The following is a 23342-nucleotide window of genomic DNA, read 5'->3' on the forward strand; positions in this document are numbered from 1 at the left end:
TTAGTTGGTAGTCTTCTTCATTCAGACAGAAAGGAAATTTAAAGTGTGCACGTATTTTTACTCAGACTCTTTACTACACACACTCCTATACACATAAAAACATCTATAGTTTTTTGTAACAATACAGAAATTACAAGAAACAAAACAGAAATATTTTTAACACTGAGTAATAATTTTGTAACACAACTGTAACATACTACATTTAATCGTACAATACTTTTTTAACTAATTATCAACAAATTTCTGTTAATATCGTTCAAATTTAATAATGTTCCCATATAGTATTACAATTAGAGTTGCTTGTGTTTTATTTGGATAGATACGAGAGTTATATGCTTTATTAATTATCATTCATTTCAGTTCCATTTCGGCATGTGTCTTTTATACAATAAACATATATTTGAAAGACAGTGGAGTAACATTTTATGTATGTGCAACAAATAAGATAGCTTCCTGGGGACGTCATACATTGTCATCAATCTAAAGCTTATGAAGTTATACGTGATGGAATGCTAATGTTTACCATAGGTGATATTGGCTATAAAAGTATAAAAACTATTAACAAAGCATCTTAATGTTTATGAAATACTTTGTTAATAGTTTCTCTTCTCCCTAATCTCCTGCGAGACTATATTTTTTTATTGAAATTTTCCATATCTTATTTGATTTATTTATTCTGTAACACCAGATTGGGTTACTGTTACATCAGCTGTTACACGAAAACGTAAATGTTTATAGGATTCTTCCCATTCTTGGCTGTTCCATTTTCTTACGTGAGTTCTACCAAGCTTTCTAAGTCCTATAGGATCTGTGTCTTTTTTAATAAATCTCTTTATCAATGTAGTTGCCTTTTTTTCTATTTCTGTTTCCATAATTTTTTCTAATTTTTTTATTTCTTTAGGATTATCTAGATTTTTTGTTTTTGTAAATTCTTGAATTTCAGCTTTAACTTGAATATGAGCATTTACGAATGGATGCTTACTATTCCCCTCCATCTTATATTTTGTTCTAGCTTTTATATTCTCTATCGTGGCGTAAGTATTTGAAGAACCAGGTAATTTGAATTGGTATGTACCTTGTTTAAAATTATCTGTCAACAATTTAAATACAAATAAATCTTTAGGGTTCACTTTATCAACCATTTTACATCTTTTAAAAAGTGCTATTCCATTTAACTCCAACACGTTACCTTTTTTAGATATCATCGGTAAATATGAATCTCTCGCATCATCATTAAGTTGGTTTAAAAACATAAAAAAATTTGTTTTTGGCTGCGTTCCGTTGTCCATATTTTGCTCCAGTAAAGAGGATAGATAGGAAGAAATTTCTTTTTCTTTAGAATAGTTCCCCTTTAATAGTGATTCCCCTTTTACATTTGTAATTGCTAAATAAATTGCATTTCCTACACTAGGATTTCGGTTCAAAGTCTCTAAAATTTCCTGCATTCCCTTTTCAATTATTTTTTCATTAAATATAATCACACGCAATTGACCCAACTCTAGAGGTCCAGAAGATTTTTCGGATGCTCTTGCAAGAACTTCTCTACCAGTCTGGCCTGATGCTGAATAGATTTTCGTTTCACCTTCCCCCCCTCCTTTATAAGCTGAAATCGCAAAGGTTCCTTTTAGCTTACCTTCTGCTTCAGTATCATATGCCGCAACTTGAACTAAATCAATGTCATCCACAATTTTCGTTTTAGCACAACCTATTAAGAAGACACTTACTATAATGAAAAGTATCCATCGCTTCATGTTTATCTCCTTAACTTTATTTTGGCGGTTTGAATTAGCCATAGTACAGGTAAGTATACATATATATATATAAAGCCAATTTGACCTGTCCAAGTATTTAATAAGTTAATTTTATTACGGTTATTCAAGAAAAATGATAAAACGAAGATGAATACGATGATAACTGGCAAAACATATTTTTGCTTTATCCCCAGCGCCTCTTTTATACCACGACTTACTCCCCACAATGTAAAGGAAACGTTAGGTAATATAAAAAAAGCCCAAACAGAAACAATAATGTATTCAAACCGCTCTATAAAGGGAAATTGTATAATTTTAATCATACTTAAATATGCCCATATCGCGCTCGCGAGTTGTTTTTCACTAAAAAACGCAAGAGTTAAAATCATAAGGTATGTGTAGACAATAGTCGTTACTAAATTTGCATAGTGCGCATATTTTTGAGACTTTCTTGCCTTTTTAATAAATGGGTAGTACAACAATAACATTTCAAATCCAAAAAAACTAAACATATTTCCTTTCATTCCTTTCATAATTTCTAGGAATGAATGCTGTGCAATTGGAAATAAATTTCGAAAATCTGCATACTGCAAAGGATAAAAAAATGTGAAGATTAGAATGCTTGGGATAACGATTCCAAAGAAGCCAATTCCGGCAACTACACGAAATCCTCCAGTCACAATGTAATAACATAAGCCTAAAAAAGCCCCAGCTATAACCCAAGATGAAATGGAAGGAAACATCCAAACATGTACTACTTCGATATAAGTATGTAGTGTTGTTGCACCTAACAATACAATATAGGATAAAAAAATGAAGTTGAACAATCCACCAATCCATTTTCCAAGTACGTCTTGATTGATTGCAATGATGTCTCCATTACCCTGATTTAAAATCTGATATATGATCCAAATCATAAGATTAACAGATATTCCAAAAAGTAGCGTACTAATCCACGCATCATTTCCAACTAATTTTGCACTAATCCTTTCAAAACCAAGCATACCAACCCCCATCTGTATAGTAATAATTAAAAAAAACACCATATATGGAGAGACTTGATACTCAATTGGGACCTGTTTCATAATGCTCCTCCCTGTTAATTTCAATCATCAAAATCATTTCGTGATTTGATTTTATTTTTCTCTACCTCTTCTGGATTAAAACGAAAACGCTGTTTAGATCTTGAAAAAATTGGGCGTCGGAACATCGCTGAGATTGGCAAACGGATAATGCTGTCTTTCCAATCTGTAGGGCGTGTAGGATAAAAAGGAAACAAATAAGGACGTTTTAATGATTCTGTACGTAATAAGCGTGCTAAAAGTAAAGAACTTGTTAAAACAATTCCTAATAAGCCCAACAGGTGTGCAGCTATTATAAAAGGAAAACGAATTACTCGAATTGTATTACCAATTCGATATATTGGTGCTGTAAATGAACTAAGAGCTGAAAGTGCAACAATGATAATAAGTACGTTACTTGTAAGACTTGCCTCTACCGATGCTTGTCCAATAACAATACCCCCTACTATACCGACAGTTAGACCCACTTTAGTTGGTAAACGTGTCCCCGCTTCTCTCAGTAATTCAATCGTTATTTCTAAAAAAAGTGCTTCAATGACTGGAGGAAAAGGTACTTTACTTCTCGATATAATCAACGTTTCAAGAAGTTCTTTTGGAATTAGCTCATAATGATATGTTAAGATCGAAACATATAATGGAGTCGTTAAAACAGAAAAGATAAAAGCAAAAATCCTTAACAGTCGAAAAAATGAGGCCATAATCCAAGGCATGGTGTAATCTTCTGTCGTAGAAAAAAAGTCAATTAATGTTGTTGGAAGAGTGATAGCATAAGGCGAGCCATCTACAAAAAGTGCAATTTTCCCTTCTGCTAATACAGCTGCCACACGGTCCGGACGTTCTGTATTCAAAAATTGAGGGAATATAGAATTCGGGTTGTCTGCAATTAACTGAATCAAATACGTGCTATCCAAAACGTGGTCTGTTTTTATTAGACTCACCCGTTTTATAATTTCTTGTAGATTTTGATCATTTACAATTCCCTCAATATATACAATCGCAACGGTTGTGTTAGATAGCGCGCCTACTTTCAATTCCTTCATTTGTAAATAAGGTGTTGGAAGCTTTCTACGTACTAAATTTAAGTTTACATCTAAATCTTCAACAAACGCGATTTGTGGACCCACAATATTGTATTCAATTTCAGCTTTTGTAATATCTCTTTTTTCTTTCTTTGCCACATTAATTAACAAGCCATTTAATTTATCTGTATCGAACTGAATAAGTATATAGCCGTTTAAAATACTATCCTGAATATCTTCCATTTGATTTGTTATTTTTGAATTTTCAAAGGGTAAGACAGACCGAATATCTTGTAATGAATCGAAGCTCTTCTCTTTTATATAAGTTAAAACCTCTTCATGAAATATATTTACATCGATTAAGGTTCTAAAATATGAAATGACTATAGAGGATTTGTTTGAAGCGATCTCCAACGTTATAAAATCTTTAGATTTTTTTAGTAATTGCATTAATTCCTGCAAAGATTTTATAGAGTGAACAGGTACTTTTTCATGTGGTTTCAATTGATAATACCCTTCCTTTCAAAAAGAACCTATATATAGTTTTTAGAAATTTCTATTTTAAAAATGAGGGATATTTATATGTCAATATGCTCATTAAAAATAATACCTTTTTAACTAACTTAACCAAAATTAGTTAAAAAATGTATTACGAGTAAAAATTTTAAATGTCCCCAAGAAAAATTACAATATTAAAAACATCCTTTCTTTTGGTTCTAAAGAAAGGATGTTTTTATAACAGGCTTTTTCAAGTGTCTATTCTATAGGGTACATTTACCAGTGTTCTTCTCTTTATTATTTCATTAAGTAACATTAGCATTACATTCTGTATGGTTTCTTAAAAAATTTCAGTAAGAGAATATCTTAATTTTGAAGTGTACAAATAGGGAGAGTGACTTCAACTATAGTCCCCTTATTCATTTCACTCTCAATAAATATCTTTCCCTGATGTGTTTCAATGATTTTATAACAGATCATTAACCCTAAGCCAATCCCCTCTTCTTTAATACTATAAAAAGGTTCTCCGAGGTATGGTATACGTTCTTTTGGAATCCCACACCCTTCGTCGATAAAACGAATGCTTACTTGATTATTATCAAGTATATTTAATTGAATGAGAATTTCTCCTCCCATCGGCATAGATTCAATTGCATTTTTTAATATATTAACAAATACTTGTTTTAATTGATTTCCTTCACATGAAATCAATGGAATACCAGGGTTAAGATCGATTCTAAATTTTATATTATGCATCATTGCTTGAGGTTGTAGTAGCATTAAAACTTGATCCATTAGCACACTAATGTCATTATGTTGTATTTTTACCACCTGTGGTTTGGCTACCGCCATAAATTCAGTTGTAATGCTCTCTATACGCTCAATCTCTGATGATACTATATTAATATAACCCTGATTATTCTCATTTTCTGTTGATTTTAGTAATTGCATGAACCCTTTCATTGCAGTTAATGGATTATTAATCTCATGAGCCATTGCAGTCGCTAATTGTCCTACAACAGCAAGTTTTTCAGATTTTCGTAATAATTCTTCTGTTTTTAGCCGTTCAGTGATATCACGAGAAATACTTAGGAAAACCTTTTTACCATTTAAGTTAAAAACACGAACACTAAACTCAGTTGTTATTACTTTTCCTGTTGGAAAAACATATTCATCTTGCAAAGTGAAGGAAGTTTGTCCCTTTTTAATTTTTTCTAATAGCCTTACGATCATTTGAGAATCTTGTGGTACTATATTTGAAAATGATAATGAGAGCAACTCTTCTCTACTATATCCAAATCTTCTACACCCAACAGGGTTCACCTCAATAAATCGACTTGGAGCATTATCTTCATTCAGCTCTACTACATATACCGCATCAGTTGCTTGTTCGATTAGTGCACGGTACTTCATTTCACTATCTCTTAATTGCCGGTGTAATCGATGCCGTTCTCTTTCTGCTTGTTTTCTTTCAGAGATGTCTCTACATATTGCTGATAAAGCTATCACATTTCCTCTTACATCTAGTATAGGAGAAACTGTCAGACTAACATCAAGAAGACTCCCATCGCTCCTTTGTCTAACAGTTTCTAATTTAGTAACCACAGATTCACCTGTTAGAATTTTCTGAATATTTTTGAGCGATTCTTCCATTAAAAAATCTGGTACACAAGGTAATCTCTTACCTATGATTTCTTGTGATGACCACCCAAATATCTTTTCATAAGCTTTATTGGCTTGTAAAATATGCCCTTCTCGATCAGAAATGGTAATAGCATCTAGATTGTGCTTTATAAATGATTCCAATAATTCTTTGGTAGCGCTTAATTCTGATTCTACCTTTTTCCTTTCGGTTATATCAACTGTAGAACCAACAACTTCAATAACTTGTCCATTTCGTTTAATTGGCCTAAGCGCAATAAGAATAATAGTTTTATCATTTGGCCAAGGTAATTCAAATATAATTTCTTTTCCTTCCCATGCCTGAAGATAGTACTTCATCAATTGTGGAACTAAATGTGGAGGAACAATAGAAGCATCAATAGTACGTAAGCTTTTTCCTACCACCTGTTCAGAATAAAATCCGTTTTGATAATAAAACTGTCCATCACATAAAGTGTGTATAAAGTGCTTATCCACTTTTTTAAATTTAAAAATTCCTCCTTGAAGCTCATGTACGGTATCTGCAAGTTCTTGCTTCGATTTTTTTAATTCTCGATTCATTTTAGATAAGTCCTGTGTTAAATAATACAATCTCTGGTAGGCTTCCATAAGGAATAGCCCAATTAAAAGTCCTAACGCTATATATAATAGGCCTCCTGTGTAAAGTAATGTAGTATTAAATAATACGCCAACTAACCACTTTATTCCAATAAAAACAGAAAAATATAACGATGCACTTTTAAAAGGACGTAGTTTTTTAAAATAAGTTTTAAAGGTAGAAAATAGAATCCCCATACCTAAATAAGCAATCACAGGAGGTTCCCAATACCCTCCAGTGTAAAAGATACGCATTACAATTATGCTAATTAACGTAATCCAACCAGCAATACGACCAAAGTAAATAAAAGATAGAATAAGAGGAACAACTCGAAGATCGTAGGAAAATCCCATGTATGGAAAAGAAAAGAACATTAACGTAACTGCAATAATCCCTCCATAGAGCTTTTCGAAATATCGACTAGAATTAATTGTAAACACTTGAATAAATATTGCTGCGCTAACTAATAAAGAAAAAATAGAAAGGTTGATGAAATAATCTTTAATAATCATGTAATGTCCCTCCTTGAATTAAGTGTATTCGACAAAAAAGCTAAAAATCCTACAAATTGTATAAACAGTTCAAATGCATAAATTTTAAACTAGGATAAAATCTGGAAAAGTAAATAAGGAGCACAGCAGATGAGATATTTTAATGAAAAATAGTTCAAAAAAGATAATAGTAACCGTTGACTACTATTATCTTTTTTCTTTAAGTTATCGTAATACGTATGAAACTCTAAGGGACGTGGTATGTCATTTCATCAAACAATGATTATATGCTGAGTCATGAATATAGAAACTTCAACAGTAATTTTTGAAAAATAACATAAAAAACAAAACTATCTTTGAAAATGGAAAAAATCTATATAAATGTCAACTAATCTATGTACAAAAACGTTCACTTAATTTTGCATAAAGTCACTCCACTTAGGAAGCTAAGTAGTTCTTCAAGGTCGATAAGAACACCTGTAGATGCTTCAGGATAACTACATAATTGTATGAGTAATGTACTTGAAACATTTCGGTAAAACCATACACATAATACAACTAACTCCTTGGTTCAATATTTACTTTTTCGCTGAACAAATTCTTTTTCTTGAGCAAAATATTCTAGGATATAAGGAGATTTTTCAATTAACTTGGTGTCTAGTTTATTCTCCAGCTCCAATTACTTCGTTACTTTCAGATTCAGTTCATTATATTTTGTACTTTGTCTTTATACACAACATATTCCTTACCATCCACTACTGCTACTACCGCAAATTCATCATTTGGATTGAATGAAAGCCAATCAGCCCACATGTTAGTATTAGCCCCTCCACTCCACATATTATGAACAGTGTTTTTAGTTAAATTCATAACTTTATAAGACGCATTTGGCGCATTTGTTCCAGTCTTTATTTCAAAAGTGTATGCGTTATGAATTTTTTTATAAAAGTAGAAAACGTTTGATGGACGAAGCTGATTCAAAAAATCCTGTTCTTTTTTCTCTGCAATTTTTATCCCTTCTTGCAAAGTGACAACATCTGTTTTTAATGTTTTCCAACTGTTTTTCGCTGCATTCAAGCTAGGGGTTAAGAATTTATATTTATTTTGATCAGCCTTTTGATCAGCTTTACTAATATGTCCCAGTACACCCGAATATTGAGAATCTAAATCCTCCCATTGCGTAGACATATAAGTAAGAGCAGTGATAGCACTATCAAGCATACTATGCATATCACTAATATTATGAAACGCAACTCCAACTACACGATTCAATGTTATTTTATAATCTACAGTCTGACGCAATTTTGCTAATTCAGGTTCTAGCCAACCTAACTTACCTCTTGCATCACCTATCATTATGCCACCAGCAATCAAGGTTGGAATAAAGGGGATTTTCACCATGTCTAATCCCTTAGATTCTATGTCTTTCTGATATTTTACTTGTCCTAAAAGGTCCTCTAGACGCTTTTGGTCAGCCTCCACATCAGCACCTTGGTTTTTTAAAATCGATTGCAATGTCTCTTTATGACTTCCAAATGTTCTAACATCTTCTCCAATAGCATTTTTTAATTGAATTAATTCTTCTATTAATGCTTTTGCAGACTTTTGATTTTGTTGAATTCCTCCTTGTAAATCTGTAATCCCTTTTTTTAAAGTATCTCCATTTCCAGTATTGATCGCCTCTACTAATGTTTCATAATGATTTTCAAATTTTGTATCGTATTCTATAATGCCTGTCAATGTATCAAAAAGATGTTTTTTTACTTGTGTATTCCATGTCACAGCATGTGCTCTTGCATTCTTTTGATCTTGTACAATTTTACTAGGTAAATCTGCATTTCCATTAATAGTTATTCCTTCAAAACTCACATCTGGATTATTAATTAGCAAATAAGAATATTCATTCATAGCTTTTGCAAATAAACCAGCATCTTGCAAAGCTTTTTTCATCTGTTCTTCATTTGCTGAAAGAGACATATTTTCAGTGTTCGTTTGTTCAATTTCAATTGCAAAAGTTTCTAGTGGTATGACTGCATAAGTAGTTGTTATAGTTAAAAACGCTGATACAGCGAGTAGTTTATTAGGGATTTTTTTCATCATTTCGTATTCCTCCTCTATAGGGTATGGTTTCAAGTTCTAATCTTATTAAAAAGCGATGTCTTTCAAAATAAGTTCTACACCTTTTATCAGTATCGTTTGAACTTTCTTTAGCAGTCTTCAAATCATTAAGTATTAAAGAAAATGTATATAATCAGCTTCAAATTAACCGATTCTGTTGCAAATTTAAAAAAAGCAATTAAACTACAAGGTTATTCTTTTATTAGAATCATACTTATATATAATTGAAAGGCGAAGTCTTTAATGAGACTCCGCCTTTCTGTTATATAAGGATTTATCAATTATTACTTTTCTGTTTAACAGTGTAATCATAGACTTTCTATGTTTTAGTTCACTTTACAACAGAATTAATATTTCCCTATTTTTGTGGAGTAACAGTTTCCACTTTTAATTCCTTTATTCCTTCTTTTAATGTAACTGCATCTGTTCGTAATGTTTTCCAACTGTCTTTCGCTGCATTTAAATTAGGTTTTAAGAATTTAAATTTATTTTGATCGGCTTTTTGAGCTGCATTCTCAATATGCCCTAGAACGCCCGAATATTGAGAATCTAAATCATGCCACTGCGTGGACATATAAGTAAGAGCGTTAATAGCATCATCAAGCGCCTTGTGCATTTCATTAATATTACTGTAAGCAACTCCAACTACACGATTTAAGGTTACTTTATAATCCACGGTCTGACGTAATTCTGCTAATAAAGGCTCTAACTTACCTAAATTATCCCTTGCTACTCCCACTATAATACCGCCAATTATTGGTAGACCCAAAATAGCACCCTTCATTACATTAAACCCATCAGATTCTAATTGTTTATAATAGTTTACTGATCCTAATACTTCTTCTAGACGCTTTTGATCGGCATCAACATCTGCACCTTGATTTTTTAAAATTGACTGCAAGAGCTCTTTATTACTTCCAAATGCTCTAACATCGTGTCCAATAGAGTCTCTTAATTTAGTTAATTCTTCTATTAGTTGTTGTGCATACTTTTGATTTTGTTGAATTTCACCTCGCAAATCTGTAATCCCTTCTTTTAAAGTTTCTCCATCCCCTGTATTAATCGCCTCAATCATTGTTTCATAATAATTGTCAAATGTTGTATCGTATTCAACAATACCATTCAATGTATCTAAAAGCTGTTTTTTTACTTTCGTATCCCAAGTAACAGCATGTGCCCTTGCATTCTTTTGATCTTGCACGATTCTACCAGGTAAATCTACATATCCATTAATGGTAATTCCCTCAAAATTCACATCAGGGTTCTTAATTAACATATAAGAATAGGCATTCATAGATTTTGCAAATAATCCAGCCTTTTGCAAGGTCTCTTTCATTCTCGCTTCATTTGCAGAAAGAGCCGTATCTCCATTGTTCGTTTGTTCAATTTCACTTGCAAAAGTTGTTACTGGTGAAACTACATTTGCGGTTGTAATAGTTAATAGCGTCGATACAGCGAGTAATTTGTAAGGGATTTTTTTTATCATTTCATTTTCCTCCAATTTAGGTTTTAAATTTCAGTTCTACTCCTGTTTAAAAGCAATATCTTTTGAAATGAATTCTGCATCTTTATGAATATCATTCCAACTTTCTTTAGCGGCTTTTAAATCATCTGGTATTAAAGAGAATTTGTGGTCTTGCATAGAATCGATATTATCCAGTAAATCTGTATAATTTGCGCCCATTGTATTCCATTGCTTTTGAATATTTGTTAGAGACAATATCGCTTGATCTACAGTCTGATATAGATATGCCAATGTTTCTTTCGCGTTAGTAAGCGAAAGAACTGCTTGATTAGCACGATCTGCTTTCATACTTAATTCTCCGATTTTGTTAGAAATTTCATTATAGGAGTCCATATGCTTAGATGCTGTGACACCAGCCGCAGTTCCTAGACCGATACCAGCTGCACCAAGAGCCGAGAGTCCACCAACAACAGCCGGTGTTGCTGTACCGCCAGTTACAACAATAACTACCGCTCCTCCAATAGCTGCAATAACTAAAATAGCTGCTCCCAATCCACCACCAATTGACCATGCTAATACATCATCAAAATGTTTTTTCTGAGTAGAACGAAGTTGCTCAATTTCAGCTTGAAGTTGTGGAATCGTTGCCTGTTGACCTGCTAATATTGCAGTTAATCCACCTTTCCCATCTGGACCACCAACATTATTTTTAAAATCTGTAGAATTTTGATATAGTTTCCCTTTGAAGTCTTGTAGCATCTTAATCACATCTGTAACTTCTTTTGAATTTGTATTGATTGTAGTAATTAAATCATTTATACCCTCTTTTAGACCTGCCTTATCTTTCTTTTGTACAGTTTCTACTAATGTGTCGTAATAATTTTGAAATTGTTCATCGTAATTTACAATATTACGAGCAGTTTTTTGAATCTGTGGCTTCGCTGTATCTAACCAGTAATTTGCATTGATTCGTGACAGCTCTTGATTAAGGTGAATATTTTTGAGCAACTCTCCCCCCTCTGAGCCTAAATCGATATTAGATAAATTTACATTTGGTTGCTTAATCATTGTTTTTGCGTATAAATCCATTACTAGAATATGAGACCCTGTTTCAGCTAATGCTTTCTTCAGTCCTTCGGGGCCTAATGCATAATTGCCTACTTTTTGTTCTTGAGCGGTCGTTTCTTGTGCAAATGCATGAATAGTGTTACCGGTAGTAGCAGTTATAACAGTTGCTAATGTAGCTAAAGTTAGTACTTTGAATGGAAATTTTTTCATGACTATTCTCCTTCTTTCGCTAAATACTTATACTCTTTATAGATTTCCAAAAACGTAATATCAAAATTTATATACTTGCTCTTCAAGGTAACTTATTACATTTTTTAATTGTCTTAATGTATCTTTTTGAGACTGCTCGTTAGTTGTATCAACATTAGTAGATAATTTTGTAATGCTATTTTTTATTAGATTTAAATCTTCTTTATAGCGCTTTAGTAGATCAAGTTCTAAATCTACTTGATTTGCAAACGTATGCAAATCATTTTGTGTAAGAAGAAGCATTGATTTTTGTAAATCAGCTATTGATAATTTCGTTGTTAAATCATATATTTTTTGATTTTGTTTCTCTAAATCATCTAAATATGCTCGCTGTTCTGCTGTTAATTTATTTACTTCAGCAAAAACGCCAAATGTTTTCTTAATCTTTTCGGTATCAATGACCTTCATCAGGTCATACTCTTGTGTTTTTGCTGCGGCTGCGGCTGCTATTTCACCTTGTTTGCTTTTCTCAATTGCTTCACGAGCTGCTCTTTTTGCTGATTCAATCTCTAGAGCAGTTTTACCTTGCTCTGTTGCTTCTTGCACTGCTTTTTTCTCAGCTTCTAGAATAGAGTTGTTAATTTCTTTTCCTTTGTTATACGCTGCCACCCCTGCTTGCGCAGCTGGTTCAATAATTTCTTTTGAAAGACTATAAACTTCTTTGAATATAGCAAATCCCTGTTCATTTAAAGCCCCTGGTATTAATGCAATTTGCTGTAAATCATTTTGAATTGCTTTTTTGGTATTTAATATTTCATTTTTTAACTGATCTATTTTTCCTGTTCCATCTGTACTTAGTATGCCTTGCGCAGTTGCCACATTAGTATCAAAATCTTTTAATTTTTTATCAAGCTGTAATTTAAGATCTGTTAATTCATTGATTTGTCGTTGCGCATTTTCTTGATTCGTCATAGCCATTTCTTGAAGTACTTCAAGTCTATCCGAAAACCCTTCTCTATCTTCTTTATTGTCTACAAACGATTTTAATGTCGGGTAATAACTATTAAATTTTGTTACAAACCCTTTACTTTTTGAATTTAATAGAATTAACTGTGGATAGAGTTCCGATGACCATTCCTTCATATCTTGTTTGATTAGGAATTGATTGGTATTTAAAGCTGGGACTTCCTCTAGCTGTACATTAGGACTCATTAAAGATTGATCAATATACGTTTGGATTAATTTAGATTGCGCACCTAATTTTCGTAATGAAGAGGAAATATCCATGCCTTCCTGTTGAGTTTCCGCTTGAACGATTGGTGTTGCGAGAGTATTGATAGGAATAGTTGCTCCAGTTACAATGGATGTGACTAATAATCCTGTCATTATTTTAGTTTTCATTCCGTACACTCCTTTACCATTGTTTTTATAACTTAATTCATATAACTTGTACGACCGCTCTCTTTGTAAACTGGATAAGAAGGAGAAATCTTTCAGATACGTTAATATCGTTGTTTTTTACTTCTAATAGGATGTAAGGATTTTATTTATCTCTCATTTCGATACTCTATTTTTTTAAATATAAATAACAAAAATTTATTAACTATATTTGAATCAGGCACCTTATGAGTAGTAAATTATTAATTCTTTCCTAAAGTTGCGGTTTAACTTACAGAATCGTGAGGATCAATAAACCAATGCTTACAGTTAATCTTGTCATAACATTGTTTAATTCCAATTTAATAATATCCCTCTTAGTTTTGTCAGCAAACTCCTTACTAGACAACAAAAGGTGAAATTATATTGTACATTGCTTATACTTTTATTGCGGAATAACTTCACTTTTGTTATGCAGAAACTTAGAACACGTTTATTACCAATTTGATTCTTGACCTCTTGTAAATAAATTTACTATTCAGAAAAATATCAAAGACATAATGTTACTTATAACTTCACTATAATTCCTATTAGCGTAACCTTCTCCTTTCTGTCTGGTCATACCAGTTATGTTGTTCATTAAAACATTAAATTTTCAATGCGTAAATAGAAAAATTTTGTCGATTATGCTCGATAATTTACTGTTAAATAAAAATATGAACCAAAAAAATTATATAAATATAGTTATTCGTAAATTTCATTTCTGTAATTGTAATGATTACAAATTAATGTGTATACGGTTAAAAATAACTATTTTAGCTCAACCAAGAAATTTTATTTTAGAAAAAATACTTATAGAATAATATAATAGGTTTTTTTATACTTTTTTACCTTTATTTAGTTATGTATAATTGCATAAAATGTAGATATATTTAGTAATATATGTTATATTGTTGATTTTTTTAAAAAACATCCTGATATCATCATTATTAAATATCTAATATGAAGATATTAATCTATAAACTTATCTTCGTTATAAACGTAGGTTCTAAATTACAAAAAAGCTGCAAAGCCTCCTTGAAACACTTTGCAGCCTTCTATCTTTTTGTTTCCTTTAGCAAAATAATGGTTAGTGAATTTTTATTTTTTAGGATACTTATACCCATGTTTAAGTCTTTACATTGGAGACAGCAGATATCAAGCTTATATTACTGTATATTTTTCACGGTACTGCCTAGGAGTCATACTAGTATTTTTTTTGAAAACTCTTATAAAATAACTTTGGTCATTAAAATTAAGCCAAGCACAGATATCTGATAAAGAATAAGTAGTAAGTGTTAATAATTTTTTTGCTTCTTCCACTCGTTCCCTTTGAATATATTCGCTGAAAGTGATTCCCATTTCTTTTTTAAATAGTTTAGACAGATAAGTAGGCGTAATTTCTAATTGATTAGCAAGTTCATTCAGAGATATTCCATCGTAAACATTTTTATTAATATGTTTTATACATGTAGTAACCGCGTAAGAATACTTTTTTGCATTGTATTCTTTCACACGATCTGCAAAGGTACGTAAAGCGTCCCCTGACAATCGCTTTACAGATTCTACATTATCTAATTGTTCTAGGGTTTGTATATATAAAATACTATGAGCAAAAGCAATATCTGGTGGCAGGTTTCCTTCTATTGCATATCGAGTGGCTAAGGTAATCGCAATAATTCCAAGGTTTTTTTGATTCCTGAGCGGATCCTCTATTAGCATAAGTTCAACATCTTCTTGCGAAACCGCATACATATACTGTATTAACTTTTTTTTATTTCCTTCTTTAATAGTCGAAAAGAAATCATTTACTAATGCCATATTGTGCGTTTTAGGTTTGTTTTGTCGGCGTTTTAAAATATATAAATCAGGTTTCACATTTTTATTAGGAATTTCCTCTAGTACTCTATTTTTTTCCAAGACAATATCTACATCTAACTTTTCATTGAAAATCATGTAATGTAATAAAATTCCCATATCAATTAATGTAGTTTTTTTAATCTCAGATAAACACTGATAATAGGCAAGTCTTTCTTGAATGTTATCATTTGATTTAAATTCTTTCTGAAATTTTATGATCATATCATCTGAATCTTTTGGATGTATAGTAGGACCGATTATAATAGTCCCTTTAATATCATCATGATTTTCTATATGAATTAGAACAAAATTTTCAAGATAGTTGTTACTTCGAAAAAGTGGCAAGTTAAAGGGATCGTTTTCTTGATAAATATCACTAAGATGTTCTTCTTTTGAAGAATAAAAAGGACTACAAACATTATCAGATGTAGAATGATATAAAATTTTTCTGTCTGCAGATAAAATATGTACAGGGGCATTAAATGCTTTATGTGCAAGATCACACAAGTGTTGTATATCGATAGAAGTATTCATTACATTCTCCTTTATAGATCCATAAAATATATTCTGTTAGATATAATTCATGACAAATAATACTATAAAATATCAAATTAGTACAATTCACAACAAAATATTACTATATCTTTTTTATAAAAATCATATATTATTTAATTGTAGTTAGCATCTAAATATCAGAGTAGATAAGTAAATGAAATACACTAAGTTCTTTTCTTAATTCTACAAGATATAATTATTGAACTTGAGAAAACAGTGAAGTACTACAAAATACAGTGGTAGTCAATGCGAGGACCAAGCTGGAAAAAGGTTTAAAATGCAGCGAAAGTTACAGGAGATACTGTACCACCGCAAGAAATAACAGTCAAAGTTCCAATTCAATCATTTATACAAATTGAATTCAAAAAATAAATACTGCTAATTTAAATGTGAAACTGAAAAACTATTTTGCTCCAAATTTTAGAAAAAGATAATAAAGAAGTTGTGAAATTGGAAACAGATGAAAGCGATACGGCTATTTTTGAAGCACTATGCTTTGAAAAATACAAGGTAGAGGAAATTCAAGTACTCAATTAAACATTTAATTGAGAGAAAGGTCTTTTCATCAACTAAAAATAAAAAACGAATGGAATATTCAAAAAATGACACTATATTACTGGTCGTAACATTAGTTTTACTTTCCACAAAAGAGGAAAAAATATATAGACTTTACAAATACTAAGAATAGCAAACTAGCTAGTTTTATTACCGTATCACATAAAGTGAAACTTTAATCAGTGGGGGTTTTGTTCATCCCCCACTGATTATTAGCCCATACCAATCGGGGTCTTACTGCCCGGCAAATAGCGGGATAAACTTATTATTAATTTCCAAATACAATAGTTGTTAATCAACAAAAAACTTCAATAATTAAGGTACACAGTAAATTGATCTCAAAACAGTAATTACTACAGTATCAGTTTTTACTTATTCTATAAAAAAAGAAATATCACTTAATAATTATTATTTTATATCGATTTAGACATAAAACATTTTATTATATCAGCTTAAGTATTATAGAATTAAAATTGCAAATAACACCAAAATACTTTTAAGGGCTCATACATCGTTCATACCGAATTTATCACCTTTAGATACCTATGTCATTAACATAACTAAAAAAGATTGTTACAAAGTAATCTGAGAGGTCTTTTCAATTTCGAAATTTGTTTTTTTGTAAATTAAAGGAAAATAATCCGTATATATACGGATTATTTTCTTAGTGTAATCTATATTGACCTGTTAACTATTTTTCAGCCATTCGAACTAAGCGTTTTGTAATCTCTCCACCGATCCGAACCATTTGCAGATGATGTGATGTATCAGGTCCCAGTGTGACTCCTAGTTCAAAAGCAATTTCATACTTCATTTGCTCAATAGTACTTGTAGTAGCAGAAATAAGAATTTCATTTGTATTACTTTCGTATCTTTGAATATTTATAAATAACATGTGCCTAATTATGCTATTTACGCATGAGTAACCTAATTTCTTCTAGTACTTTTATGGGAACCCTTTCCCTCCCCTTATTCTACCAATTGAATTTGAAACACAAATGTACATTGCATTTCAATATAACAATAAAAGCTACAAAAGCTACGAATTTACTACTTTAAAGTTAAGTGTTTAACCTTGAAGTACTTAAATTCTTTTTTCCAGATAAAGCATACATTATATCTTGATGCTTTATTGTCCTCTTATAATTATGTGGTATCGGAAATTTGTTTCGGTGTTCTTTCATTATAATTAAAGTTTGAAGTTCTATGCTCAATACTTTTGCGAGAACATGATAGTTATATCCATTGTTTAACAGAGAAATTATGTCATAAAACATAGTTTTTCCGCCTACTAATTTTACTAATCTATTCTTTAACTCATTCCTTTTTTCTTTAGCTTCATCCATTTCTAACAACATGGATTTTTTATTTGTTTGCTTAATGTATTGAGTATATAACTCTGGGAATTCTTTTTGGACTTCTTTGTTTAATACTGGTTTATATTTAATCATATAAGTAACTTGTAACAATGAGCGTTTTAACAAGCTATCTTCAATAAGATACGCTACTTTATTAAATAAATGTACATATTCCTTAATATTGGAATAACTATTAAAATGAGCTAATACTCTACTTTTTATACTAAAAGCCTTACCTATATAAATAATATTGTCATTATAATCTCTAATAAAATAAATACCACTGTCATCTTTTTCTAATTCATTATCCAGTTCTTCTAGACTCATAAAATGCAATTCACTCATACTTTCCTCTCCTTATTAGTTTTAAATCATGAAAAACAGGCAAGGTTTCTAAAAAAGGCACTCAGCTGTCCTAGGATTTTTCATTTTATTTCTTGCTAAATATCAAAAAACTGCTTCTATGTTACTCAACTATCAATATGATTATTAATACAATTTTCTCTCGTTATTATCTCGCAATTTTATCATGTAATTTCGAGATCGTTTCCTCATTTAAATTACTGTGTTTTATCGAATAAAAGAAATATATGACTGCCCCAATAGTAATCCAAATACTAAAGTACATCCATGTTCTTAACGGTAAAATTAGCATTAAAAACACACAACAAACAATTGAAACGCTTGGTAATACAGGTACAAAAGGTACCATAAATCCACGTTTTAAATTTGGGTGTGATTTACGGAGAATAATAACTGATAGACAAACTAACGCAAACGTCACCAAACTACCGATATTAACTAAATTAACCAATTCTTTCAAATCAATAAACCCAGCTATTATAGAACTCCCTATTCCTGACAATCCAGTTATAAAAGTGGGTGCTCCCGTTTTCTTATTAACTTTCGCAAATGATTTCGGTAACAATCCATCACGACTCATTGCAAAGAAAACTCGTGTTGCCGCATACATATTTGAAAAAATAACAGCCATAAGGCCAATTACAGCACCTGCAGCAATTGCACCAGCGACTTTTCCTTGTCCTACCACTTCCATTACATAAGCCATTGCCTCAGGAACATTTAATTCTTTATAGGAAACCATTCCTGTCATAACAATGCATACCATAACATAAATAATTGTACATATGATTAATGATGCAATAATACCGATGGGAAGATTACGTTTCGGATCTTTTACTTCTTCTGCTGAAGTTGCTAATATATCAAAACCCGTGAAAGCGAATAAAATAGCTGCTCCACCCGTAAAAACCCCACTTAAACCGTATGGTGCAATTGGTACCCAGTTCATTGGTTTTACATAGAATATACCAACTGTAATAAACAATAAAATCATACCAATTTTAATCAATACCATTATATTATTGATTCGTTTACTTTCCCTCGTACCACGGGATAACATCCATGCTAATATCAATGTAATGATTACTGCTGGTAGATTTACAATACCACCATGTGAAGGGATCGTTACTAGAGCTTTAGGTATCTCTAATCCAAATCCTTTTATTAAATTGTGGAAATAGCCTGTCCATCCAGCAGCGACAGCCGCTGTTGCCACGATATATATTAACAGTAAAGACCAACCTACTAGATGAGCAACAAACTCACCAATTGTTGCATATGAGTACGTATATACACTACCAGATGCCGGGAGTGTGGAAGCAATTTCTGCGTAACATAATGCTATAAATCCGCATATAATTGCTGCAAGTACAAATGAAAAAATAACTGCTGGACCAGCATCTCTTGCTGCTACTAATCCAGTTAACACAAGAACGCCCGTTCCAATTATTGAGCCTACCCCTAACATAATTAAATCAAATGCTCCTAATGTTTTCGTTAAGGTCTTGCTTTGATTATGCTCTAACAATTGTGTAACGGATTTTTTTTTTAATAACTTACTCATATTCTCTGTATCCCCTTTAAAATAAGGTTTGCTCTTCTCATTATTGGTGTATATAAATTTACTTAGTTATTACATAGTCTTATAATATTTCTTTTACGTTAAATAAATTTGTAACATTCTATTTTTTCTCTTTCCTCCACTGTTCAACAAACATCAGCTATAATGTGTTATAACTCATTCAATTTACCTCCAAAGATATAAATAAAAGATTTTGTCATTCCAAAGAGATAATTAGTTTTTTATGTTCGATAATGGTATGATAAACAAAAATAATTTATTTATTTAATTGAGTTTCACTAGAACTTAAGTTATTTTTCTTCCGTAATACACTAACAATATACCCACATACACCGCCTATAATAGCCGGAACCCCCCACCCTAAACCTACACTATATAAAGGAAGAAAATGTTCAAGAAAATTATGTATTATTTCACTTTCTATTCCAGCAGCTTTTAATCCATCTAACGAACTAAAAATAAATGTCAATATCAAACTCCCTTGATATACTTCAAATCTACCATTGAATACAGAGTGTAAAAATATTAGGAATATTAAGGTAATAGCAATTGGATACATAGTTATTAATACAGGGATTGAAATCTTAATTAATTGTGTTAACCCTATATTCGCAACTAGTGTACTGAAAACAGACAAAATAATAGCAAGTTTTTTGCAAGAAATTTTTGGAAATAATTTATGAAAAAAAGAAGAACAAGCAGTGATAAGTCCTACGCTTGTAATTAAACATGCTACTATAATCATTACACCTAAGAAAATTGCACCATACGAACCAAAGTAATAGTCCGAAACTTTTTCTAAAACTTCAGCCCCATTATTTAAACGACCTAGTTTTTCTACACTAGAAGCGCCCATATAGGAAAGGGCAGTATAAATAAGAGCTAAAAGTGTAGCAGCAATAGCCGTTGCTTTTACACAAACAATCATAAGCTGCTTTTTAGTCGTAGCCCCTTTTTCTCTAATTGCATTCACGATAATGATTCCGAAAACAAAAGCTCCAAGGGCATCTAATGTTAAATATCCTTCTTGAAAACCTTTAAAAAATGGATCTGATGCATACAATTCAATAGGCGCTTGAATTCTTCCAATTGGATGAATAAAAGTCACAACTACGAGCATCCCAATAACAGTCAATTTGATAGGAGTCAAAATTTTCCCAACTATGTCAATAATCTTTGTAGGATTAAGGGATAACAAGCATGTAACTGTAAAAAATAAGATTGTAAATACAGTTAAGGCAACAGGACCTGCATCATGTGATAAAAAAGGTTTAATTCCAATTTCAAACGATACATTACCAGATCTAGGGATGGCGTAAAAGGGGCCAATCGCTAGATAGAGAACGGTCGTAAATACAATACCAAACACCGGATGCACACGACTAGCTAAAGATTGCAAATCATTTTCACCTGAAAAAACAAATGCTGTTATTGCTAACAATGGTAAACCAACTCCAGTAACTAAAAAGCCTGCATTGGCTATCCATACATTATTTCCAGCCATTTGACCAAGCATAGGTGGAAAAATTAAATTTCCTGCTCCAAAAAACAATGCAAACAGCATCAATCCTATAATAATGATAAAGGAAGTAGGAACTTTATTTGACATAACAACTCCTCCGATTATACATTTGTATACACTTTTTATTTTTCCTATAATTTATATATCAATCTATTTAATTATATCCTAGAGCACCGTTGCGGAAGGCAATGTATGCCCCCGCTCCCTATAAGAGAATAGCAACAAATTTTCAATTTAAATAACTACTTACATTAATGGATGTGAAGTTACGCCTAAACAAAGCCTCTCACTTACTAGTTAAACGAGACATTTCCATAGATTTTTTCGTACAACGTTTCATAGCTGAAATGATAGCTGTTCTTAAACCTTTTTCTTCTAGTGTTGCTACAGCTTCTATCGTCGTTCCACCTGGAGAACAAACCATATCCTTCAATTCACCTGGATGTATTCCCGTTGCCAATACCATTTTTGCAGAACCTAATACAGCCTGAGCCGCAAATTTATAAGCTTGTTTTCTCGGCATACCGTCAAGTACAGCAGCATCTGCCATGGCTTCTATAAACATATACACATATGCTGGAGAAGAACCACTAATAGATGTAACAACATCCATTAGTTTTTCATTTACGACCTCCGTCTGGCCGAAAATATTAAATATATTTAGTACCTCTTTTATATCTTTTTCTGTAACCATTTCATTAAAAGATAATGCAGACATTCCTTCCCCAACAAGTACCGGTGTATTAGGCATTACCCTAATAACCTTTAACTTTCTATCAAATTCATTCTCAGTGCTCTTAATACTTTTTCCTGCAGCAATAGTTACAACAATTACATCATCTTTTATTTGGTCTTTTATTTGGTTAATTACCGATGTGTATAGGTCTGGTTTAATTGATAAAATTAAAATGTCAGCACTGTTAGCGACTTCATTATTGTTAGTAGTTATAGTTATGCCATATTTATCACTAGCATTTTTTAAATTGCTGACGTTTAAATCTGAACAAATTATTTGATTTGGAGACACTATATTTTTATTAATCATCCCACCTATCATAGCAATACCCATGTTTCCACATCCGATAAATCCTATTTGTTTATTCATAATAATTTGATCTTGCTCCTTTTATTCTAAACTTTATTGATTTTGAAATTATTATTCTAAGTTAGGGCTATTACAATTACTGGGTTTATCAATAGAATTTAAAAATTCTCCTTCCTATAATGAGCTATACTTTTGTATGTACTTTACAAGCATGCATTTAAAAAATGTAGAGACTTTCTATTCATAGAACTATTAAAAACAAGAGTAAAATGGTGATGATTTTTCGGAATTAATATTCTTTAACTATTCACCATTTTAAATAGAGCTTACATATTCCTCTAATAATTACTTATTTTCAAAATTTATAGTTACGCTTAAGAAAATGTATTTAAGTTCCAAATAATTATCGCCGTAGATAGTATGAAACAAAGTAATGCAGGAATTATCATTAAAATAGATTGTTTTGCTCGAAAAATATGAGCATGAATGGCTCCGATCATGAGAACTGCTAATAATGTATTTGCTCCTATCGCTAAGTATTGATTCCAAATACCACCGATTATACCTATTGCTCCAACAATTTCAACAAAACCAATTATAGACATAAACCATAATGAATATTGATATCGTTGCCAATGTTCTACCTGAAAAGATATACGGAAAATTTTTATGAATCCCCCTACTACAATAAAAATTGCTAAAACTACCTGAAGAACAATCATCATTTAAACTCTCTCCTTTCAAGACTTTGTTAATTTCTATTTTAAAATTGTTTCAATTAAATATTTTGTGACCCTTTTAGATAGCTCTCTATTGCTATCTTCTTTCCATGTATTCGGTGGAAACCTACTTCTTTTACCGTCTAATATTTCTTGATAGATTTCTTTTATTTGCACTGCTTTCGCTTGCACTTCAAACTCCCTCCTATTCAAGACATATAACGATTCCTCTTTCCTAACGTTAAATAAAACGCCAATAGTAACTATTGTGATCTACTTTTATAACGTAAAAGAAATGTATAGGGTAAAATCATTTCTTTAATCTATAATAAGAAGGACATAAAAAAACAAAAAGTTACAAAAATTTTCAAATTAAAATTTTTGTAACTTTTTGTTTTTGTGTAAATATAAGGTCAATTAAGACGT

17 protein-coding genes and 2 pseudogenes are annotated in these 23342 nt (G+C 31.4%); 1 reads left to right on the forward strand and 18 read right to left on the reverse strand.

Annotated features, from left to right (window positions below; translation table 11 throughout):
* Window positions 1-246: 246 nt before the first annotated feature.
* The 11 genes and pseudogenes from F3I02_RS34995 to F3I02_RS20630 all read right to left on the reverse strand — a co-directional run bounded on the left by F3I02_RS34995 (window position 247) and on the right by F3I02_RS20630 (window position 15751).
* A complete protein-coding gene (locus F3I02_RS34995; RefSeq protein WP_131251330.1) occupies window positions 247-351 on the reverse strand; it encodes a helix-turn-helix domain-containing protein in 105 nt (34 codons plus the stop codon).
* 320 nt (window positions 352-671) lie between these two features.
* Window positions 672-1751: a Ger(x)C family spore germination protein gene (locus tag F3I02_RS20590; RefSeq protein WP_000832856.1), complete on the reverse strand. Its 1080-nt coding sequence runs from the start codon at window positions 1749-1751 to the stop codon at window positions 672-674.
* Between the two features lie 2 nt (window positions 1752-1753).
* On the reverse strand, window positions 1754-2836 hold the full coding sequence (locus tag F3I02_RS20595) for a GerAB/ArcD/ProY family transporter (RefSeq protein WP_000815829.1): 1083 nt from the start codon (window positions 2834-2836) through the stop codon (window positions 1754-1756).
* A 20-nt stretch (window positions 2837-2856) separates the two neighbouring features.
* Entirely contained in the window at window positions 2857-4356 is a 1500-nt protein-coding gene (locus F3I02_RS20600) for a spore germination protein (protein ID WP_196478348.1), read from the reverse strand.
* A 360-nt stretch (window positions 4357-4716) separates the two neighbouring features.
* Window positions 4717-7122 carry a PAS domain S-box protein gene (locus tag F3I02_RS20605; protein ID WP_000584308.1) on the reverse strand — a complete coding sequence of 802 codons (2406 nt, stop codon included), beginning with the start codon at window positions 7120-7122 and terminating at the stop codon, window positions 4717-4719.
* Window positions 7123-7552: 430 nt separating this feature from the next.
* Window positions 7553-7780: pseudogene (locus F3I02_RS34090) on the reverse strand (hypothetical protein); the annotation flags it as partial.
* Window positions 7781-7800: 20 nt separating this feature from the next.
* The gene (gene hblB, locus F3I02_RS20610; RefSeq protein WP_000976162.1) at window positions 7801-9201 is read right to left on the reverse strand and encodes a hemolysin BL regulatory component HblB; all 1401 of its coding nucleotides are present in this window, start codon (window positions 9199-9201) and stop codon (window positions 7801-7803) included.
* A 376-nt stretch (window positions 9202-9577) separates the two neighbouring features.
* Window positions 9578-10705, reverse strand: coding sequence for a hemolysin BL binding component B (hblA, locus tag F3I02_RS20615; RefSeq protein ID WP_000591969.1), 1128 nt, complete (start codon window positions 10703-10705; stop codon window positions 9578-9580).
* Between the two features lie 36 nt (window positions 10706-10741).
* On the reverse strand, window positions 10742-11962 hold the full coding sequence (gene hblD, locus F3I02_RS20620; RefSeq protein WP_000714435.1) for a hemolytic enterotoxin HBL lytic component L1: 1221 nt from the start codon (window positions 11960-11962) through the stop codon (window positions 10742-10744).
* 60 nt (window positions 11963-12022) lie between these two features.
* A complete protein-coding gene (gene hblC / locus F3I02_RS20625; protein ID WP_000850238.1) occupies window positions 12023-13342 on the reverse strand; it encodes a hemolytic enterotoxin HBL lytic component L2 in 1320 nt (439 codons plus the stop codon).
* Between the two features lie 1179 nt (window positions 13343-14521).
* Window positions 14522-15751 (reverse strand): helix-turn-helix domain-containing protein, encoded by a 1230-nt coding sequence (locus tag F3I02_RS20630; protein ID WP_001097908.1) that lies wholly within the window; start codon window positions 15749-15751, stop codon window positions 14522-14524.
* A 429-nt stretch (window positions 15752-16180) separates the two neighbouring features.
* Here F3I02_RS20630 and F3I02_RS20635 point away from each other — a divergent pair, with 429 nt between their 5' ends.
* Window positions 16181-16309 (forward strand): hypothetical protein, encoded by a 129-nt coding sequence (locus tag F3I02_RS20635; RefSeq protein ID WP_000939299.1) that lies wholly within the window; start codon window positions 16181-16183, stop codon window positions 16307-16309.
* 709 nt (window positions 16310-17018) lie between these two features.
* Here the strand turns inward: F3I02_RS20635 and F3I02_RS20640 are convergent.
* The 7 genes and pseudogenes from F3I02_RS20640 to F3I02_RS20670 form a co-directional block, all read right to left on the reverse strand.
* The gene (locus F3I02_RS20640) at window positions 17019-17222 is read right to left on the reverse strand and encodes an alpha/beta-type small acid-soluble spore protein (RefSeq protein WP_000897402.1); all 204 of its coding nucleotides are present in this window, start codon (window positions 17220-17222) and stop codon (window positions 17019-17021) included.
* 166 nt (window positions 17223-17388) lie between these two features.
* Window positions 17389-18030, reverse strand: coding sequence for a GIY-YIG nuclease family protein (locus F3I02_RS20645; protein WP_001292181.1), 642 nt, complete (start codon window positions 18028-18030; stop codon window positions 17389-17391).
* A gap of 166 nt (window positions 18031-18196) precedes the next feature.
* A complete protein-coding gene (locus F3I02_RS20650) occupies window positions 18197-19612 on the reverse strand; it encodes an amino acid permease (protein WP_131251326.1) in 1416 nt (471 codons plus the stop codon).
* 274 nt (window positions 19613-19886) lie between these two features.
* Window positions 19887-21239: a branched-chain amino acid transport system II carrier protein BrnQ5 gene (gene brnQ5, locus F3I02_RS20655; RefSeq protein ID WP_196478349.1), complete on the reverse strand. Its 1353-nt coding sequence runs from the start codon at window positions 21237-21239 to the stop codon at window positions 19887-19889.
* Window positions 21240-21438: 199 nt separating this feature from the next.
* Complete coding sequence (gene proC / locus F3I02_RS20660) at window positions 21439-22257, reverse strand: pyrroline-5-carboxylate reductase (protein WP_001041304.1); 819 nt, start codon at window positions 22255-22257, stop codon at window positions 21439-21441.
* Window positions 22258-22571: 314 nt separating this feature from the next.
* The gene (locus F3I02_RS20665; protein WP_074593634.1) at window positions 22572-22922 is read right to left on the reverse strand and encodes a DoxX family protein; all 351 of its coding nucleotides are present in this window, start codon (window positions 22920-22922) and stop codon (window positions 22572-22574) included.
* A 36-nt stretch (window positions 22923-22958) separates the two neighbouring features.
* Window positions 22959-23108, reverse strand: a pseudogene (locus F3I02_RS20670) (DUF4046 domain-containing protein); the annotation flags it as partial.
* Window positions 23109-23342: the final 234 nt, after the last annotated feature.

It is taken from the genome of Bacillus sp. SRB3LM, assembly GCF_015712745.1.
GTDB lineage: Bacteria > Bacillota > Bacilli > Bacillales > Bacillaceae_G > Bacillus_A > Bacillus_A thuringiensis_K.

Excerpts from the sequence above, each read along its gene's own strand:
- F3I02_RS34995 (WP_131251330.1), bottom strand. The coding sequence starts at position 351 with ATGATAATTAATAAAGCATATAACTCTCGTATCTATCCAAATAAAACA.
- F3I02_RS20590 (WP_000832856.1), bottom strand. The coding sequence starts at position 1,751 with ATGAAGCGATGGATACTTTTCATTATAGTAAGTGTCTTCTTAATAGGT.
- F3I02_RS20595 (WP_000815829.1), bottom strand. The coding sequence starts at position 2,836 with ATGAAACAGGTCCCAATTGAGTATCAAGTCTCTCCATATATGGTGTTT.
- F3I02_RS20605 (WP_000584308.1), bottom strand. The coding sequence starts at position 7,122 with ATGATTATTAAAGATTATTTCATCAACCTTTCTATTTTTTCTTTATTA.
- hblB (WP_000976162.1), bottom strand. The coding sequence starts at position 9,201 with ATGATGAAAAAAATCCCTAATAAACTACTCGCTGTATCAGCGTTTTTA.
- hblA (WP_000591969.1), bottom strand. The coding sequence starts at position 10,705 with ATGATAAAAAAAATCCCTTACAAATTACTCGCTGTATCGACGCTATTA.
- hblD (WP_000714435.1), bottom strand. The coding sequence starts at position 11,962 with ATGAAAAAATTTCCATTCAAAGTACTAACTTTAGCTACATTAGCAACT.
- hblC (WP_000850238.1), bottom strand. The coding sequence starts at position 13,342 with ATGAAAACTAAAATAATGACAGGATTATTAGTCACATCCATTGTAACT.
- F3I02_RS20630 (WP_001097908.1), bottom strand. The coding sequence starts at position 15,751 with ATGAATACTTCTATCGATATACAACACTTGTGTGATCTTGCACATAAA.
- F3I02_RS20640 (WP_000897402.1), bottom strand. The coding sequence starts at position 17,222 with ATGTTATTTATAAATATTCAAAGATACGAAAGTAATACAAATGAAATT.
- F3I02_RS20645 (WP_001292181.1), bottom strand. The coding sequence starts at position 18,030 with ATGAGTGAATTGCATTTTATGAGTCTAGAAGAACTGGATAATGAATTA.
- F3I02_RS20650 (WP_131251326.1), bottom strand. The coding sequence starts at position 19,612 with ATGAGTAAGTTATTAAAAAAAAAATCCGTTACACAATTGTTAGAGCAT.
- brnQ5 (WP_196478349.1), bottom strand. The coding sequence starts at position 21,239 with ATGTCAAATAAAGTTCCTACTTCCTTTATCATTATTATAGGATTGATG.
- proC (WP_001041304.1), bottom strand. The coding sequence starts at position 22,257 with ATGAATAAACAAATAGGATTTATCGGATGTGGAAACATGGGTATTGCT.
- F3I02_RS20665 (WP_074593634.1), bottom strand. The coding sequence starts at position 22,922 with ATGATGATTGTTCTTCAGGTAGTTTTAGCAATTTTTATTGTAGTAGGG.